We start from the raw sequence: 14967 nt of genomic DNA, 5'->3' as shown, positions 1-14967 counted from the left end.
ACCATGTACAGGATTAACACCGCCATCGGTACAGCCGCGCTTTCGCTGTTCATGGCCGCATCGGCGCATGCCTATGACGGCCTGGTGGAGAAGAAGGTCTTTTCGCTGCCTGCTTACACCACCGTCGGTGGAAAAGTGATCAAGGACCTGCGGGTAGGCTGGGAGAGCTATGGCACGCTGAACGCCGCCCGCGACAACGTGATCGTGGTGCCGCATTTTTATTCGGCCAATTCCCATGTGGCGGGGAAGTATAAAGCGGACGACAAGCTGCCCGGCTACTGGGACAGCATTATCGGCGCAGGCAAGCCCATCGATACCAATCAGTATTTCGTAGTCAGTGTCGACTCGCTGGTCAACCTGAACTCCAAGGATGGCATCACGGTCACGACCGGCCCCGCAAGCATCAATCCCGACACGGGCAAGCCGTACGGCTTGTCGTTCCCGGTGGTGACCATACCCGATTTTGTGCGGGTGCAAAAAGCGCTGCTCGATACGCTGGGCGTGCGCAAAGTGCAGGCGGCGATCGGCGTGTCGATGGGCGGCCTGCAGTCCTACGAATGGGCAGCCAGGTTCCCCGAGATGGTGGAGCGCGTCATTGCCGTCGATGCCACCACCAGCCAGACCGGCTATGCCATCGCCGCCCTCGAAAACTGGAGCGGGCCGATACGGGTGGACCAGAACTGGAACAACGGCGACTACTACGGTGGCCCCGAACCGCTGGCCGGTGTTGCCCAGGCATTTTTCAATGTCGTGGTCGGCGCGCGCCACCCGGAGTATGTGGCCACTGCGTTTGGCCACAAGTGGGCGGTCGAAGGGAAAAATCCGCTGGACGATTACCGGAATACCTTCCTGAGTGAGAAGGTCCTGAAAGACGCCGGCATGGTACGCGCCAGGGCGACGACCGACGCCAATCATATGCTGTACATGACCAAGGCAAACCAGCTCTTTATCGCCGGCACTCCCGGCAGTGCGCTAGACCCCGAGCTGAAGAAAATCCGCGCAAAAACGCTGGTAGTGCAGGCGCGCACAGATCTGCTGTTCCCGCCAGCGGACGCTAAAGCGGAAGCGGCAAAGCTGAAGGCCAACGGCACGCCGGCGGAATACGTGGAAATCGATGCGCCGGGCGGCCATCTGGCCGGCATTACCGATATCGCCAAAGCCGGAGACGCGATCCGCGCCTTTCTGACGAAGTAGGGCGGCAGTGTTGACGTTACCCCGTGGTGAAGAAAGGAGGCCGAGCCACACATGGCTCGATACCAAGGCTGCATAAATTGCTTATTGAGACATATTTATTTGACGAGGGAGAATCTCATGTTGAAGGTGTTGAAAAAACTGGCGTTGGGTTGCTTAACCAGCCTGTGCGCGACGACGGCGTTTGCCGCTCCGGAAAAGGCAAGCGCTGCGGAAGCGGTCGCGCTCGTAAAAAAAGCCGTGGCGTTCTACAAGGCGAATGGAAAGGAAAAAGCGATCGCCGTTTTTAACGATCCGAAAGGTGAATTCGTCCAGAAAGACCTGTACGTGTTTGTGTACAGCATGACGAATGAGGGCGTGCAGATAGCGCATGGCGCCAACCCGAAAATTGTCAACAAATACCTTTTTGAGCTCCGCGACGGCGACGGCAAGGAATTTATCAAGGAAATGTACGCGCTCGCCAAGACCAAGGGTTATGGCTGGGTCGATTACAAATGGCCCAATCCCATCACCAAAGATCTTGACGCGAAAACCACCTACATCGAACGGGCCGATGACGTGTTTATCGCTGCCGGCATCTACAAAAAATAAAGCATTCCTGACGTCCTGGACGCAGCCAGGACGCACGTCGACTGATCTTGATGCGGCCGCAGACAAGAGCCCCGGATCAGTCCACGAAGCAGTATTCCCTTACTTCTTCTGAACGACGAACAACTCACGGAGACAAACAATGAAGACCAGGATTTCCCAAGCCTTGCGGGTGGCTGGCGCCTTGTGCGCGTCGGTTTTATGCGGTGCTGTGATGGCCCAGACCAGCTTCACGGCAAGCTATACCGGGGCCGGCTACGGCGGCAGCACCTGTAACAGCAGCTACAACATTTCAGGCATGGAGCCTGCCACAGCGGGCAAGTATCCCGTGTTTGTGTATATGGTTGGCACCTATGAAATGTACAACAACGCCTCGGCGACGGAAGCGGTCAGTCGCATGGCCGGGAAAGGCTATGTTGCGGCAACCATCGAGTATGCGAGCAGCACGTTTGGAACCTGTTCGGACATCGGCGGCAAAGCCAGTTGTGCCTTCAATCCGAATAACGCGGCAAGCGCAATCAGCCAGCTTTGCACCCGTGGCAAGGCCGACTGTTCCAAGGGCATCGTGGTGGCTGGTTTCAGTCAGGGTTCCATTATGGCCATCCTTGCAAAAAACTTCGACTCCCGGGTCCAGGCGGCGTATGCCATAGGGGCGGGTGTGCAATATACGAGTTACGACCTTCGCGCTTGCGTTGCCAACGGCAATCGCAGCTTGCCGAGCGACCGGCTGCTCGCCGTGAACGGTGAGAAGGATAACTTCAACGGGGGCACCGCAGCGGCGGCACGCAGCCAGTTGCAGGAAGTGACTGGCATGAATTGCGGCTCGACCGCGTATGGTTGTCAGGCCGCGAATAACAGCGGCTGGCTAATCGTGAAAAATTCCCAGGTCTCCGATCTTTCTGCCGACCATTGCTATATGCGCCTGTCGGGTGATTGCTACGGCAGTGCGCTTTCGCTCGACGCCGGCTGGAAGAGCGGCACTCAAAACTGGCAGCTCGAAAGCAATTTGAACTGGCTCACCGGGTTCACCACGAAATAACGGTTCGAACTGCCGAACAGGCAGGCCGCACATCCGAACCAGTCGGGCGGTGACTCGCCAGCCCGCAGCAATTCTCTTCTCACTACAGTACCGCGTTCAATAGCTTATTGACGCGGATGCTGTTCGCCTATTTTTTAATTTTGTGCCGACAAAGTTGGCAGGACGGTGCACGCCTATAGAGATGGAAAACATGGACGGAACGCTTGGAACTTTTTTATGAATGTGTTACGAGGGATATAAAATGAAGAAATCAATGATGTTGCTGGTCTTGTTGGGCGCGCTGGGGCATGCGTTCGCCCAATCAGCATTGACTATGTATGGAACCATCGATGGCGGCCTGCGGTACGTGACAAATGCCGACGCTGCGGGAAATGGGAAACTCACGATGACTTCGAACGGTACGTCGATGTCGAACCGTCTTGGGTTCAGGGGCGTGGAAGATCTGGGCGACGGCTATAACGCGCACTTCGCGCTGGAAACCGGATTCATTAACGGAACAGGCGCACTGGACGTGCCGAACACGCTTTTCAATCGTACTGCTATCGTGGGTATTGGCGGCGCCTTTGGCAATATCGATGTGGGCCGCCAATACACGGTCGCGTTCAGGACCATCGCAGTCTACGAACCGTTTTCATTCCGTTTCCCGCTGAGTACCTACGCTGTGGCGGCTTCCGCAGGTTTTCGGTTCAACAATGATATTCAGTACAGTGGGACGGTCGGGCCGGTAACGGTAAGGGCCGAGTATGCGCCTGGCGAGCAGGCAGGAAGCGTGAATAACGGCACTGCGAAAGCCGTGGGCGCCAGTTATAGCCTGGGCAGCCTGGCATTTGGTGGCGCATACACCAGGCGCACGCTTCCAGTTGCTGGCGCGTATCGTGAAAACAGCCACGCTACATTAGGTGCGGCCTACAAGGGGGACGCGCTGCGCGTCGCCGCAGGTTACGCGGATGAAAAGCAAGAGACGGGTGCGTTGGACACCAGGTCCAAGTATTCATGGCTTGGCGGCGAGTATTCAATCTCTCCGTTCGTGAAAGTGGGCAGCGCCTACTACTGGAACAAGACTGAATCCGCTGGCGGGGCCGGCAAGCGTGATACGCTGATACTGACTTCGTACTATACGCTGTCTAAACGCACCAGCCTGTATGGGGAAATCGACCGTACGAATTTTGATGGCAAACTGGCCATCTCCGCTGCGCAAACGCATCAAACCGGGGTCTCGATCGGTTTGAATCATTTGTTCTAAAAACGGACGACACCTGGCTCCGTCCCGCAAACTGTTGCCCGCAACGGTTTGCGGCTTGGGGCCGGGCCGTAGCAGCGATTGTTTCGCCCGAACAGAAACTTGAATGAAGCCCCTTATAATTACAGCGAGCGCAACGAGCCTGCACTGTATGCGATCGACAAGCAGATTCAAAGGCTGCGATCCTGACTGCACCGAATCAAGCGGCCGCAGTGCCGGCTTGCGGGATCAGATGCGCGAACAAGGCTTGTGCATCGACGCTTGCCTCGGCAGGCCCAGTCACGACCACCTCGATTGACCCGGTGCCCGGCCGCAGTTCGTACTTCAGAAAATCGCAGCATTGCCGTTCTTGCTGGACCATCTTTTCGACGTCGTCCCTGGCGTCCGGCCGATAGCTTAGATACATCTGCAGCCCTTCGACGCGATGGCTGAGCAGTGCGCGCGCTGTCAGTTCGCGCAGCCATATGGCCCGCTCCTTGAAGTTGGCGGCTGAGAGGGTGCACGCGATGGGCGCGGGTGCGATCGGGAACATTACGAACTCTTGAGGGGAGCGGTTTTATGGCTTGCAGCTGGCTTTACAGGCACAGCTCTCGATGGCTTCAGTGTCTTTTGAACGCTCGCGCCGGCGCCTGAGGATCCAGGCGGCGAGCAAGGACAGCACGACGACGCCAGCCGAGCCGGCAATCCATGTACCCGGGATATCGTCATAGCAGTAAATCCCGGCACTGGCGAGCAGGGTCAGAAGAAGTGGCGCTACAAACGGCAGGCAGCATACGCTGCAGCCGACTGCCACGGCGCCGCCAATGCCGAGTGCCGTGGCCAATGTCCTGCGCAACTTAATGGTGTTTTTCATGTCGGTTTCCTATCGCTTGGCTGAGATGGCGTTTGCATGTACAGTAAGACCTCAAGTAACTTCAGGTGCAAGCGCTTTTTTAGAAGGCCCTCATGACCGACCCCAATCTCACCATAGGCACGCTGTCGTCCCAAACGGGCTGCAGCGTCCCTACCATCCGCTACTACGAAAAGATCGGCCTGCTACCAAGTCCCGGCCGTGCGTCGAATGGCCACCGCTATTACCGCGACGACGATCTCAAACGCCTGACCTTCATCAGGCGGTGCCGGGATTTCGGCTTCCCAATCGACGACGTGCGGGAACTGGTGGATCTGTTCGAAGACGGCGATCGCGCATGCCTGGACGTGCGCGACATGGCGCAGGCACGTCTTGATGACGTTCGTGCAAAGCTGGGGGAGATGAAGCAGCTCGAAGCGAGCCTTGCCTCTTTCGTCTGCAGCTGTAACGCAGCGTGCGGAGGCGGGCTGACCAGGGACTGCGTCATCATCGACGACCTGTCCTTGCCTGAAAGCGAGCCGCAGGGCAAGGCCGGTGGCGGGTGTTGCGCTCCGCACCGGGTCGCACAATCGACGGAGGGTGCCTCCCTGACAATCACTGAACTGAAACGCAAGTGATATGGACACTATCGCCCTGACCCGCACATTCGGTCTATTTTTTGCCACCGCCATCGCCGAACTGCTGGGTTGCTATCTTCCCTTGCTATGGCTCACTGGCAAGGGATCGCCCTGGCTCCTGCTGCCGGCGACGCTGAGCCTGGTGGTGTTTGTATGGCTGTTGACGCTGCATCCGGCCGCCAGCGGCCGCGTGTACGCCACCTACGGCGCGATCTACATCGCCACCGCCATAGGATGGCTGTACTTCGTTGACGGCGTCACGCCGACGTGGAACGACTACCTCGGTGTAAGCCTTGCGCTCGCCGGCGCCGGTACCATCGCACTGGGTCATCGCGCCGCTTAGCAACAAGCGGCGCCAGCTAGCTCGGGGAACCCTGTTCAGCCCGCCGCGCCGTCTCTATTGCGCTGTTCAATTTTCCATTCCGGCGCAACAGCGACTGGCACGTCGGAATTGACTTGAACAGGACTCCTTAAGAATCATGAGTTTATCTTGCGGCTTCTCATTCTAGCCGCACTCCCCCTAGCTTGAGCAACATGCCGCAGCGACCGATTTGCGCAGGTGACGAACAATATGGACTTGCAGCATGAGAACGGTGCCGCCGCCGAATGTCCAGAAGGGATCGTCGCGGCCGTGCCTGGCAATCTCACCCACGACCCTCAGCGCCTGAGAAAGCAGCGTCTCCCAAGTCCGGGGGATTCCAGCCGCACCGGCCATCACCAGACGGTTCTGCATACTTTCCATTGCTTTGCCCACAGACTCAGGTGCTTCATAATTTTCTTTGCAGGCACGTCGGGCGTGGCCACCTCGGCAACCGTTTTCACCACAACCGGCAAAGGGGTTTCGTCGAGAAATGCCATCAGGTGCGGCTGAAACTGCTCCGGTACCTCACCCGAACGCAACATCAGCGACAACATGTCTGGGGTAAGCACGTCCCGGTAACTAGTGCTGACGCTGCGCGCCGCCACGGTGAGCGCACTTTTCAGGCCGGATGGCTGCACAGTCTCCATGTCAAGGCCTAGGATATCCATCACCGCCTTCAACTTCACGTAGCCCAGGTCTTTCAGCGTCCCGTTCTCCAACTGGTTGATGGTCACGCGGGAAAGCCCAGCAAACTTGGCGATATGCTCCTGCAGCAAGCCTGCCTGAACGCGCTTGTTGTGAATTTCGCCGCCGATCTGCGCCAAGTTCATGTCTGCCACCACTCGTGTTAAATATATTTAACATTATAACGGCATTGACCGAAATTCCAAGAGTCCCTTTCCTTGTGGCCGCCCGCTGGAAACTTCGATTCACCCTGCTTGGTGTGCACGGTGAGCCGGCCACGCGGCGGTGGCGTCGGACAGGGCACAAGATCGGCGGCCGCGCGACGTGACGATGTTTGTCAACTTTAAAATGGCGCCTCTGTTCAAGTCGATATTCTCTGTGGTCCCAGCCTATTCAAGTTCCTATGCTTTGTTCAAGTCGATACTCCGGCGTGCCAGCGACAGAAGTATTGACGCCGGGATGTCTGACGACTAAGATTAATGACTCAAAAGTAAGTAGCGATCAGACCCCTATGCAAGCCCCAACTGACACCAAACCGCGCTGGGAGCGGCGCAAGGACGCCCGGCCGCAGGAACTGCTGGAGGCGGCGCTGGAGCAGTTCGTCGAACGCGGCTACGCCGCCACCCGCCTGGAGGACGTCGCGCGCCGCGCCGGCGTCTCCAAGGGCACGCTCTATCTTTACTTCGAAAACAAGGAAGAACTGTTCAAGGCGGTGGTGCGCGCCACCATCGTCGAGGCCATCGGCCAGGCCGAGGTGGACCTGGCCGCCTCCGCGGCCCACAGCAGCGAACTGCTGCATGCGCTGCTGATGCGCTGGTGGGAGACGGTGGGCGCCACCAAGCTGGCCGGCATCACCAAGCTGATGATGACCGAAGCGGGCAATTTCCCCGAGCTGGCGCAGTTCTACAATGACGAGGTGATCGCGCGCGGCAATGCGCTGATCGTGCGCACGCTCGAGCGCGGCGTGGCGCGCGGCGAGTTCCGCCCGCTCGATCCGCTAGTGATGATGCCGGTGCTGACCGCCCCGGTGCTGATGCTGATGATGTGGAAGAGCGCCTTCCTGCCCTGCGAAGACGCGCGCGAGATCGACACCGCCGCCTATATGGCGGCCTTCCTCGACCTGGCCCTGCGCGGTCTGCGGCCCGACGCGGCGGCCCCCGTTTTGCCTCAAAATTAGGCGTTGCGGGGCCGTTTTCGTGCGTTCAGCCCCCCGAAACTGCAGACTGTCGCAATTTCCCTCTGTGCGCCGCCGTTGTCGTTAATATGCCGTCCTGACCAGTTCAACGATAAAATGGCGGATTACTTAATCCTTCACCGAGTTTAAAGATGAATATCGAACAAGCCCGCTTCAACATGATCGAACAGCAAATCCGTCCATGGGACGTCCTGGAACTGGACGTGCTGGACTTGCTGAACGTGGTCAAGCGCGAGAACTTCGTCCCGGCCAGCCACAAGAACCTGGCCTTCGTCGATACCGAAATCCCGCTGGGGTTCGGCGAATTCATGTTCACGCCGAAGATGGAGGCGCGCATCCTGCAGGACGTGCAGCTGAAGAAACACGAGAACGTGCTGGAAATCGGCACCGGCAGCGGCTACATGGCCGCCCTGCTGGCGCACAAGGGCCGCCACGTGACCTCCGTCGAGATCGTGCCGGAACTGAAGGCCTTCGCCGAGAAGAACCTGGCCGAAGCCGGCATCACCAATGTGACGGTGGAGCAGGGCAATGGCGCGCAGGGCTGGGCCAACGGCGCCCCGTTCGACGTGATCGTCATCTCCGGCTCGCTGCCGCTGCTGCCGGAAGCCTTCCTGCAGCAAGTGAAAGTGGGCGGGCGCATCTTCGCCATCATCGGCGAGTCGCCGGTGATGACGGCGCACGTGATCACCCGCACCTCGGACGGCTACGACAAGGTCAAGCTGTTCGAAACCGACGTGAAACCGCTGCAGTCGGCCACCCAGCCGTCGCAGTTCACCTTCTAAGCGGACGGGAGCGTCGTATGGAACACATCACCGCGCTGGAGCTGGCCGACTGGCTGGCCGACGACGCGCGTCCCAGCCCGGTGCTGCTGGACGTGCGCGAGAACTGGGAATACGAGACCTGCCATATCGCCGGTTCGACGCTGATGCCGATGAACACGATACCGGCCCGCATCGACGACCTCGACGAGGACGCGGCCATCGTCTGCATCTGCCACCACGGCGCGCGCAGCATGCAGGTGGCGGCGTTTTTGGAACGCAATGGTTTCGGCAAGATGACGAATTTGACGGGCGGCATACACGCTTGGGCTGTGCAGGTCGACGGCTCCATGCCAAAATACTAATGTTATTGATTCCACGGAGAACGCAATGCAGAAACCCTTAATCGCCTTGCTGATCAGCAGCGCGCTGTTGACCATGAACGCACAGGCGGCCGACCTCATCCAAGTGTATCAGCAGGCGCTCGCCAACGACGCCACTTATGCCAGCGCACGCGCTGCACTTGCTGCGGGTCAGGAAAGGACGACGCAAGGGCGTTCCCAGTTGTTGCCGGTTGTCGGCCTGGGCGGTTCGAGCACCAAGATCACCGGCGACTTCGAATCCAAGTCCGGCGATGCCGTTTTCGGCCCGCAGAGCGGCCCGCGCGACAGCTCGCGCAACCAGTGGGCGCTGCAGCTGTCGCAGCCGCTGTTCCGCTGGGACCGCTGGGAATCCTACCAGCAGAGCAAGCTGGCCCAGGCCTCGACGGAAGCGGTGTTCGCCCAGGCCCAGCAGGACCTGATGACGCGCGTGTCGCAAGCCTATTTCGACGTGCTGACCGCGCAGGACAACCTGTCCTCGATCCAGGCGCAGAAGTCGGCCACCACCGAACAGCTGGCTTCGGCCAAGCGCAACTTCGAGGTCGGCACGCAGACCATTACCGACACCCACGAGGCGCAGGCGGCCTACGACCTGGTCGTGGCGCAGGAGTTCGCGGCCATCAACGACCTGGAAGTCAAGCGCGCCGCGCTGCAGCAGATCATCGGCGCCGCGCCGGGTTCGCTGGCCACGCTGCGGCCGGGCGTGACCATAGGCGCGCCGCAGCCGGCCGCCATCGAACCGTGGATTGCGTCGGCCGAGCAGCAGAACTATTCCGTGGTGGGCGCCCAGCTGAACGTGGAGATCGCCAAGCGCGAAATTTCGCGCAACCGCGCCGGCCATCTGCCGACCCTGGACCTGGTGGCCAGCAAGGGCCGCGACAGCACCGCCGGCAACGGCATCACCAAGGCCAATTCCATCGGCGTGCAGTGGAACGTGCCGATCTTCAACGGCTTCGCAGTGACCAGCAAGGTGCGCGAATCGATCGCGCTGGAAGACAAGGCGCGCAACGACCTGGAGGCGACGCGCCGCGCCGCCGCGCAGAATGCGCGCACCGCCTACCTGGGCATGAACAGCGGCCTGGCGCAGGTGCGCGCGCTGGAAGCGGCCGAAGTGTCGAGCAAGTCGGCGCTCGATTCGAACAAGCTGGGCTACCAGGTCGGTGTGCGCATCAACATCGACGTGCTGAACGCGCAGCGCCAGTTGTACTCGACCCAGCGCGACCTGTCCCGCGCCCGCTACGACACCATCATGAACGGCCTGCGCCTGAAGTCGGCCGCCGGCACGCTGAAGGAAGCGGACCTGGTGCCGGTGAACGACCTGCTGGTCAAGTAAGGCTTGCGGTGGCGGGTTATGGCGCTGCGCGCCTAACCCGCCCTCCTGCGAAATATAGCGATTCCGGACCACGCAGCGCGTGGTTTTTTTTCGGCAATGCGGGCGGGTTGGCGGGGATACCGAGCCGGCGAGCCCCATAACCCGCCGTGCTTAGCGCAAGCCGCTGCCGGCGGCGTCGAACTTGCGCTCGATCAGTTCGATCTTGTAGCCGTCCGGGTCGGTGACGAAGGCGATCACGGTGCTGCCGCCCTTGACCGGGCCGGGCTCGCGCGTGACGTTGCCGCCGTTGGCCTTGACTGCCGCGCAGGCGGCGGCGATGTCGTCGGCCGAGATCGCCAGGTGGCCGTAGGCCGTGCCCTGTTCGTATTTGTCGACGCCGTAGTTGTAGGTCAGCTCCAGCTCCGCGTGCTCGGGATTGGCGCCGTAGCCGACGAAGGCCAGCGTGTACTTGTATTCGGGGTTGTCGCTGGTGCGCAGCAGCTTCATGCCCAGCACCTTGGTGTAGAAATCGATGGAACGCTGCAGGTCGCCGACCCGCAGCATGGTGTGCAGTATGCGCATAGTGATCCTTCTTTGGGTTAAAGCAGGATTCTATGCGCTTTGCTGTGCCGGTGCACGCCGGCTCAGGACTTGTTGCCGGGGTTGTAGCCGGTGCTGCCGGTGGTGCCGCTCTGCATGGTGCTGGTGCCGGAGCCCATCACGCTGCCGGTCGAGGTACGGTAGCCGGCCGAGGGCTGGGTGCCGTAGTAGCTGTGGATCTGGTTGCTGAACTCGGCGCTGGCCATGTCGGGCCAGTTGTCCTTGTCGAAGCCGGGGGCGTTTTCCAGGCGCTCCTTGCTCACGTCGAGGATGAAGCGCTTGTTGACGGTGTCCAGCTGCAGCGCTTCGAACGGCACGGCGAACAGCTTGTCGCCCATGCCGAGGATGCCGCCGAACGACAGCACGGCGTAGGCCACCTGGCCGGTCTGCATGTCCAGCATGAATTCCTTGATGTCGCCCAGGTCTTCGTCCTGGCGGTTGTAGACGTCCTCACCCATCAGGGTGTCGGCGCCCATCAGACGTGGGCCGGGGCCGCTGTCGTCGTCGCGGTCGCGGTAAATGCCAAAAGTGTCACGGTCCAGATAGCTCATTGTCGTCTCCAGTTGCGATTGATGCCGGCCGGGCGGAACCGGCGTAAGGTTGCCCGTAGTGCGTCGCTCCTTCAGTTTCCGCTAGTTACCCTTCGGCGTTACGCGCCAGATGATGTTGCCGACGTCGTCGGCCACCAGCAGCGCGCCGCTCTTGTCCACTGCCACTCCCACCGGACGGCCATGCGCTTTGCCGTCCGCGTTCAAAAAGCCGCTCAGGAAATCCTGCGGCGGACCGGATGGCTGGCCGTTGGTGAACGGTACGTACACCACCTTGTAGCCGCTGGGCGGCTTGCGGTTCCACGAACCGTGCTGGCCGATGAAGGCGCCGTTCTGGTACGCGGCCGGGAACAGCTTGCCCTCGTAGAAGGCCAGTCCCAGCGAGGCCGTGTGGCCGCCCAGCGCGTAGTCGGGCGGGATGGCTTTGGCCACCAGCTCGGGCTGCTGCGGCTTCACGCGCGTGTCGACGTTCTGGCCGAAGTAGCTGTAGGGCCAGCCATAGAAAGCGCCTTCCTTGACCGAGGTCAGGTAGTCCGGCACCAGGTCGTTGCCCAGCTCGTCGCGTTCGTTGACGACGGTCCACAGCGCCTGCGACTGCGGCTGCCAGGCCATGCCGTTCGCGTTGCGCAGGCCGGTGGCGAACAGCCTGGCCTTGCTGGTGGCCAGCTCCAGCTGCCAGATGGCGGCGCGCCCTTCCTCCTTGTCCATGCCGTTCTCGGCCACGTTGCTGTTCGATCCCACGGTGGCGTACAGGTATTTGCCGTCCGGGCTGGCGATGATGTTCTTGGTCCAGTGGTGGTTCAGCGGGCCGCCCGGCAGGTCCATCACCTTGACCGGCGCGGCCGTGATTTCGGTCTGCCCCTCCTGGTAGGGGAATTTCACCACCGCGTCCGTGTTGGCCACGTACAGGTCCTTGCCCACCAGCGCAACGCCGAACGGCGAATGCAGATTCTTCAGGAAGACGGTGCGCGTTTTCGCCGCGCCGCCGGCGTCGATGCCGCGCAGCAGCGTGATGCGGTTGGCCGACTGCGTCGCCGCGCCCGCCTTCTTCATCTGCGACTTCATGATGGCGCCCTTGATGCCCTTGCCGTCCTCGGGCTTGGGCGGGGCGTTGGTTTCTACCGCCAGCACGTCGCCATTGGGCAGTACGTAAACCCAGCGCGGATGGTCCAGGTCGCGGGCATAGGCGTGCACCGCGAAGCCGGCCGCCGGTGTGGGCGCGGCGTTGCCTTGCCAGCGCTCGACCGGGGCCACTTTCACCGTCGGCAGCAGCGAGCGCTCCGGCGCGGGCAGCACCGGTTTGGGGCCGTAGCCCGCCGGGTATTGCGTGGTCGCGTCCTGTGCGCGGGCCTGGCCGGGAGCGGCGAGGAGGCTCAAGGCGAACATGGCAACGGTAGCGGTGACGGTGCTGACTCTCACGGCAAACTCACGGGCAAACTCATGGGCGAACCTTTCGCGGCGGTATTCAATCCCCGGTTTTCAATCCCCGGTCAATCCCGTTTTGTACCGGGTTGCGGCTGCGCCTTGCCTGGCGGCTTGGGCTGCACTTTTTCCACGCCGCGCGTCCCGTGCAGGTCGGTATCGACCAGGCCCTGCTCGATATCGCTGGCGGCTTGCTTGATCACGCTGCGCGCCTGCGGCGGGTGGCCTTCGGGCGACTCGTCGCGCTCGTGCGGCAAACGCTTGCCGGCATCGTTGCCGGCTGGTACAGCGGTGTTGACCTGGCGGTCCGTCCCTTCCTTAACCATGGCACGTTCTCCTGTCTGCGTTCAGGGTCATCTTAGCGCCGTGATGCGATGCCGGTCGCGCAATTGAACATTGTTGAAATAATGCATCTTTGGCATGAAACGGGCGGCATGAAGGGCTGCGCAAACGTCCCTGGGCGATGGGGGCGGGCGCCGCCACCGCGCGCTGAGGCGGCGTGTCATGCCGCATCGGCGGACCGCCGCGCAGGCGGGTATCCATGCTGCGCCGCCGATTGAGGCGTCGTATGGGCCCCCCCTTGCAGGCGCATGTGCGCTTGCAAGCGCACGTCGCTCCGCAGGCGCGGGGCAATGCCCCACGAATTCCCTGCCAGGCCTTGCGCGAGGACGACGTCAGGCCGGCGCCACGGCCGGCTGCCACAGTTCGATCTTGTTGCCGTCCGGGTCCATGAACCAGCCGAAGCGGCCGTAGTCGAAGGTCTGCGGGTCGCCGACCAGCTCGGCGCCGCCGGCCACCACCTGGGCCAGTGCCTCGTCCAGGTTGTCGACCACCAGGTTGAACATGAAGTCGCGCTTGGACGGGGCGAAGTAGCCGGTGGTGTCTTTGAACGCACTGAATACCGTGCTGCCGCCGGCCGGCATGGCGGCCGGGGAAAAGGATGCGTAGTCGGTCGATTCGCCGGGGAAGCCGAGGTGGGCCTGGTACCACGCCATCAGCGCCTGTGGATTGCGCGATTTGAAAAAGACGCCGCCGACGCCCAGTACTTTGGCCATACCATTCTCCCTGTTGTTGTTGCTTTAATGTTGCTTGCAGTCTGGCGCCGCGCGTTTTATACTGTTTGCATGTACAGTATTTTTATGCGTCCCGGCAACCGGTGAGCGCGTAGCACCGCATGGCAGAAGCAAGCATTATCGGTTACTCTGCCTAGTGTTGCTACCCCCGAAATCAAGACCGAGAGATCTATGCCCGCCACGCATGCCACTTACAAAACCATCGCCCTGGTTGTTCGACAGAACACGGCCGGCATCGAAGTGCCGGTCGCCAAGCTGCTGGACTTTCTGCGCGAGTCCGGCCGCAGCGTCGTGCTGGAGGAGGAAACCGCCGCCCACCTGGGCATGGCTGGCCTGCCCGCCATGTCGGCGGCCGGCATAGGCGAACACGCGGACGCGGCCATCGTCATGGGCGGCGACGGCACCATGCTGGGCCTGGCGCGCCAGCTGGCGCCCTACGATGTGCCGCTGATCGGCATCAACCAGGGCCGGCTGGGCTTCATGACCGACATCCCGCTCGAAAGCATGCTGCCGGTGCTGGCGCAGATCTTCGCCGGCAGCCACCAGGCCGAGCGGCGCACCCTGCTGGAGGGCAGCGTGCTGCGCGAGGGCAAGGAGATCCACGTCGGCATGGCGGTCAACGACGTGGTGGTCTCGCGCGGCGCCGGCGCCGGCATGGCCGAGCTGCGGGTCGACGTGGACAACCACTTCATGTACAACCAGCGTTCGGACGGCCTCATCATCTCCACGCCGACCGGCTCCACCGCCTACGCGCTGTCGGCCGGCGGCCCGCTGCTGCATCCCACCCTGGGCGGCATCGTGCTGGTGCCGATCGCGCCGCACGCGCTGTCGAACCGGCCCATCGTGCTGCCGGACTCGAGCGAGATCCAGATCGAGATCGTGCGCGGACGCGACATCACCGTCAATTTCGACATGCAGACCTTCGCCAGCCTGCAGGCGCAGGACCGCATCATCATCAAGCGCTCGCCGCACGCCATCACCTTCCTGCATCCGGAAGGCTGGAGCTACTACAACACGCTGCGCGAAAAGCTGCACTGGAACGAGTACCCGTCCACCGACGGCAAACTGGTCTGACAACTGGTCCAACCCCAACCCGCACACCCTTGCCT

General features: G+C 61.6%; 20 protein-coding genes. 11 read left to right on the top strand and 9 right to left on the bottom strand.

From position 1 onward, the window contains the following. Positions 1 to 51 precede the first annotated feature (51 nt). The 4 genes from ACSQ8Y_RS21675 (at position 52) to ACSQ8Y_RS21660 (ending at position 4061) form a co-directional block, all read left to right on the top strand. Positions 52 to 1194, top strand: coding sequence for an E22 family MetX-like putative esterase (locus ACSQ8Y_RS21675; protein WP_436268489.1), 1143 nt, complete (start codon positions 52 to 54; stop codon positions 1192 to 1194). A 117-nt stretch (positions 1195 to 1311) separates the two neighbouring features. Further along, the gene (locus tag ACSQ8Y_RS21670; protein ID WP_436268488.1) at positions 1312 to 1782 is read left to right on the top strand and encodes a cache domain-containing protein; all 471 of its coding nucleotides are present in this window, start codon (positions 1312 to 1314) and stop codon (positions 1780 to 1782) included. A gap of 139 nt (positions 1783 to 1921) precedes the next feature. Beyond that, positions 1922 to 2818: an alpha/beta hydrolase family protein gene (locus tag ACSQ8Y_RS21665; RefSeq protein WP_436268487.1), complete on the top strand. Its 897-nt coding sequence runs from the start codon at positions 1922 to 1924 to the stop codon at positions 2816 to 2818. 241 nt (positions 2819 to 3059) lie between these two features. Next, positions 3060 to 4061, top strand: coding sequence for a porin (locus ACSQ8Y_RS21660; protein WP_436268486.1), 1002 nt, complete (start codon positions 3060 to 3062; stop codon positions 4059 to 4061). Between the two features lie 196 nt (positions 4062 to 4257). Here ACSQ8Y_RS21660 and ACSQ8Y_RS21655 read toward each other — a convergent pair whose 3' ends face one another. Both ACSQ8Y_RS21655 and ACSQ8Y_RS21650 read right to left on the bottom strand, forming a co-directional pair. Continuing rightward, complete coding sequence (locus ACSQ8Y_RS21655) at positions 4258 to 4590, bottom strand: hypothetical protein (RefSeq protein ID WP_436268485.1); 333 nt, start codon at positions 4588 to 4590, stop codon at positions 4258 to 4260. Between the two features lie 24 nt (positions 4591 to 4614). Then, on the bottom strand, positions 4615 to 4911 hold the full coding sequence (locus ACSQ8Y_RS21650) for a hypothetical protein (RefSeq protein WP_436268484.1): 297 nt from the start codon (positions 4909 to 4911) through the stop codon (positions 4615 to 4617). Between the two features lie 92 nt (positions 4912 to 5003). Between ACSQ8Y_RS21650 and ACSQ8Y_RS21645 the strand changes: the two genes are divergently transcribed. Next, positions 5004 to 5525, top strand: coding sequence for a MerR family transcriptional regulator (locus ACSQ8Y_RS21645; RefSeq protein WP_436268483.1), 522 nt, complete (start codon positions 5004 to 5006; stop codon positions 5523 to 5525). A 1-nt stretch (position 5526) separates the two neighbouring features. Further along, entirely contained in the window at positions 5527 to 5868 is a 342-nt protein-coding gene (locus ACSQ8Y_RS21640; RefSeq protein WP_436268482.1) for a YnfA family protein, read from the top strand. Between the two features lie 177 nt (positions 5869 to 6045). On the opposite strand, the gene ACSQ8Y_RS21635 is transcribed toward ACSQ8Y_RS21640, so the two are convergent. Both ACSQ8Y_RS21635 and ACSQ8Y_RS21630 read right to left on the bottom strand, forming a co-directional pair. Continuing rightward, positions 6046 to 6258, bottom strand: a complete 213-nt coding sequence (locus tag ACSQ8Y_RS21635) for a hypothetical protein (protein WP_436268481.1) — start codon at positions 6256 to 6258, stop codon at positions 6046 to 6048. Continuing rightward, positions 6240 to 6716, bottom strand: coding sequence for a helix-turn-helix domain-containing protein (locus ACSQ8Y_RS21630; RefSeq protein WP_436268480.1), 477 nt, complete (start codon positions 6714 to 6716; stop codon positions 6240 to 6242). Before ACSQ8Y_RS21630 ends, ACSQ8Y_RS21635 begins: the two co-directional genes overlap by 19 nt. A 365-nt stretch (positions 6717 to 7081) precedes the next feature. Between ACSQ8Y_RS21630 and ACSQ8Y_RS21625 the strand changes: the two genes are divergently transcribed. The 4 genes from ACSQ8Y_RS21625 (at position 7082) to ACSQ8Y_RS21610 (ending at position 10236) form a co-directional block, all read left to right on the top strand. Then, on the top strand, positions 7082 to 7747 hold the full coding sequence (locus ACSQ8Y_RS21625) for a TetR/AcrR family transcriptional regulator (RefSeq protein WP_436268479.1): 666 nt from the start codon (positions 7082 to 7084) through the stop codon (positions 7745 to 7747). Between the two features lie 149 nt (positions 7748 to 7896). Next, positions 7897 to 8547: a protein-L-isoaspartate O-methyltransferase family protein gene (locus ACSQ8Y_RS21620; protein ID WP_436268478.1), complete on the top strand. Its 651-nt coding sequence runs from the start codon at positions 7897 to 7899 to the stop codon at positions 8545 to 8547. Positions 8548 to 8564: 17 nt separating this feature from the next. Then, positions 8565 to 8888 carry a rhodanese-like domain-containing protein gene (locus ACSQ8Y_RS21615; protein WP_436268477.1) on the top strand — a complete coding sequence of 108 codons (324 nt, stop codon included), beginning with the start codon at positions 8565 to 8567 and terminating at the stop codon, positions 8886 to 8888. Positions 8889 to 8913: 25 nt separating this feature from the next. Next, complete coding sequence (locus tag ACSQ8Y_RS21610) at positions 8914 to 10236, top strand: TolC family outer membrane protein (RefSeq protein WP_436268476.1); 1323 nt, start codon at positions 8914 to 8916, stop codon at positions 10234 to 10236. 150 nt (positions 10237 to 10386) lie between these two features. Here the strand turns inward: ACSQ8Y_RS21610 and gloA are convergent, their stop codons facing one another. From gloA to ACSQ8Y_RS21585, 5 genes are all read right to left on the bottom strand, one after another. Further along, a complete protein-coding gene (gene gloA, locus ACSQ8Y_RS21605; protein ID WP_436268475.1) occupies positions 10387 to 10797 on the bottom strand; it encodes a lactoylglutathione lyase in 411 nt (136 codons plus the stop codon). A 62-nt stretch (positions 10798 to 10859) separates the two neighbouring features. Then, positions 10860 to 11366, bottom strand: coding sequence for a PRC-barrel domain-containing protein (locus tag ACSQ8Y_RS21600; protein WP_436268474.1), 507 nt, complete (start codon positions 11364 to 11366; stop codon positions 10860 to 10862). A gap of 81 nt (positions 11367 to 11447) precedes the next feature. After that, the gene (locus ACSQ8Y_RS21595) at positions 11448 to 12749 is read right to left on the bottom strand and encodes a PQQ-dependent sugar dehydrogenase (protein WP_436269887.1); all 1302 of its coding nucleotides are present in this window, start codon (positions 12747 to 12749) and stop codon (positions 11448 to 11450) included. 104 nt (positions 12750 to 12853) lie between these two features. Continuing rightward, positions 12854 to 13111: a hypothetical protein gene (locus ACSQ8Y_RS21590; protein WP_436268473.1), complete on the bottom strand. Its 258-nt coding sequence runs from the start codon at positions 13109 to 13111 to the stop codon at positions 12854 to 12856. A 348-nt stretch (positions 13112 to 13459) separates the two neighbouring features. After that, positions 13460 to 13840: a VOC family protein gene (locus ACSQ8Y_RS21585; protein ID WP_436268472.1), complete on the bottom strand. Its 381-nt coding sequence runs from the start codon at positions 13838 to 13840 to the stop codon at positions 13460 to 13462. 189 nt (positions 13841 to 14029) lie between these two features. Here ACSQ8Y_RS21585 and ACSQ8Y_RS21580 point away from each other — a divergent pair, with 189 nt between their 5' ends. Next, positions 14030 to 14932, top strand: coding sequence for an NAD kinase (locus ACSQ8Y_RS21580; RefSeq protein ID WP_436268471.1), 903 nt, complete (start codon positions 14030 to 14032; stop codon positions 14930 to 14932). The last annotated feature ends 35 nt before the right edge of the window (positions 14933 to 14967 follow it).

Source organism: Pseudoduganella sp. LjRoot289, from assembly GCF_964252925.1.
In the GTDB taxonomy this organism is placed as follows: Bacteria; Pseudomonadota; Gammaproteobacteria; order Burkholderiales; family Burkholderiaceae_D; genus Rugamonas.
This window is presented reverse-complemented; position numbering and strand designations above follow the sequence as displayed.

Bases quoted from the DNA above. Each gene is read 5' to 3' on its own strand.
- ACSQ8Y_RS21675 (WP_436268489.1), top strand. From the start codon at position 52: ATGGCCGCATCGGCGCATGCCTATGACGGCCTGGTGGAGAAGAAGGTC.
- ACSQ8Y_RS21670 (WP_436268488.1), top strand. From the start codon at position 1,312: ATGTTGAAGGTGTTGAAAAAACTGGCGTTGGGTTGCTTAACCAGCCTG.
- ACSQ8Y_RS21665 (WP_436268487.1), top strand. From the start codon at position 1,922: ATGAAGACCAGGATTTCCCAAGCCTTGCGGGTGGCTGGCGCCTTGTGC.
- ACSQ8Y_RS21660 (WP_436268486.1), top strand. From the start codon at position 3,060: ATGAAGAAATCAATGATGTTGCTGGTCTTGTTGGGCGCGCTGGGGCAT.
- ACSQ8Y_RS21655 (WP_436268485.1), bottom strand. From the start codon at position 4,590: ATGTTCCCGATCGCACCCGCGCCCATCGCGTGCACCCTCTCAGCCGCC.
- ACSQ8Y_RS21650 (WP_436268484.1), bottom strand. From the start codon at position 4,911: ATGAAAAACACCATTAAGTTGCGCAGGACATTGGCCACGGCACTCGGC.
- ACSQ8Y_RS21645 (WP_436268483.1), top strand. From the start codon at position 5,004: ATGACCGACCCCAATCTCACCATAGGCACGCTGTCGTCCCAAACGGGC.
- ACSQ8Y_RS21640 (WP_436268482.1), top strand. From the start codon at position 5,527: ATGGACACTATCGCCCTGACCCGCACATTCGGTCTATTTTTTGCCACC.
- ACSQ8Y_RS21635 (WP_436268481.1), bottom strand. From the start codon at position 6,258: ATGCAGAACCGTCTGGTGATGGCCGGTGCGGCTGGAATCCCCCGGACT.
- ACSQ8Y_RS21630 (WP_436268480.1), bottom strand. From the start codon at position 6,716: ATGAACTTGGCGCAGATCGGCGGCGAAATTCACAACAAGCGCGTTCAG.
- ACSQ8Y_RS21625 (WP_436268479.1), top strand. From the start codon at position 7,082: ATGCAAGCCCCAACTGACACCAAACCGCGCTGGGAGCGGCGCAAGGAC.
- ACSQ8Y_RS21620 (WP_436268478.1), top strand. From the start codon at position 7,897: ATGAATATCGAACAAGCCCGCTTCAACATGATCGAACAGCAAATCCGT.
- ACSQ8Y_RS21615 (WP_436268477.1), top strand. From the start codon at position 8,565: ATGGAACACATCACCGCGCTGGAGCTGGCCGACTGGCTGGCCGACGAC.
- ACSQ8Y_RS21610 (WP_436268476.1), top strand. From the start codon at position 8,914: ATGCAGAAACCCTTAATCGCCTTGCTGATCAGCAGCGCGCTGTTGACC.
- gloA (WP_436268475.1), bottom strand. From the start codon at position 10,797: ATGCGCATACTGCACACCATGCTGCGGGTCGGCGACCTGCAGCGTTCC.
- ACSQ8Y_RS21600 (WP_436268474.1), bottom strand. From the start codon at position 11,366: ATGAGCTATCTGGACCGTGACACTTTTGGCATTTACCGCGACCGCGAC.
- ACSQ8Y_RS21595 (WP_436269887.1), bottom strand. From the start codon at position 12,749: ATGTTCGCCTTGAGCCTCCTCGCCGCTCCCGGCCAGGCCCGCGCACAG.
- ACSQ8Y_RS21590 (WP_436268473.1), bottom strand. From the start codon at position 13,111: ATGGTTAAGGAAGGGACGGACCGCCAGGTCAACACCGCTGTACCAGCC.
- ACSQ8Y_RS21585 (WP_436268472.1), bottom strand. From the start codon at position 13,840: ATGGCCAAAGTACTGGGCGTCGGCGGCGTCTTTTTCAAATCGCGCAAT.
- ACSQ8Y_RS21580 (WP_436268471.1), top strand. From the start codon at position 14,030: ATGCCCGCCACGCATGCCACTTACAAAACCATCGCCCTGGTTGTTCGA.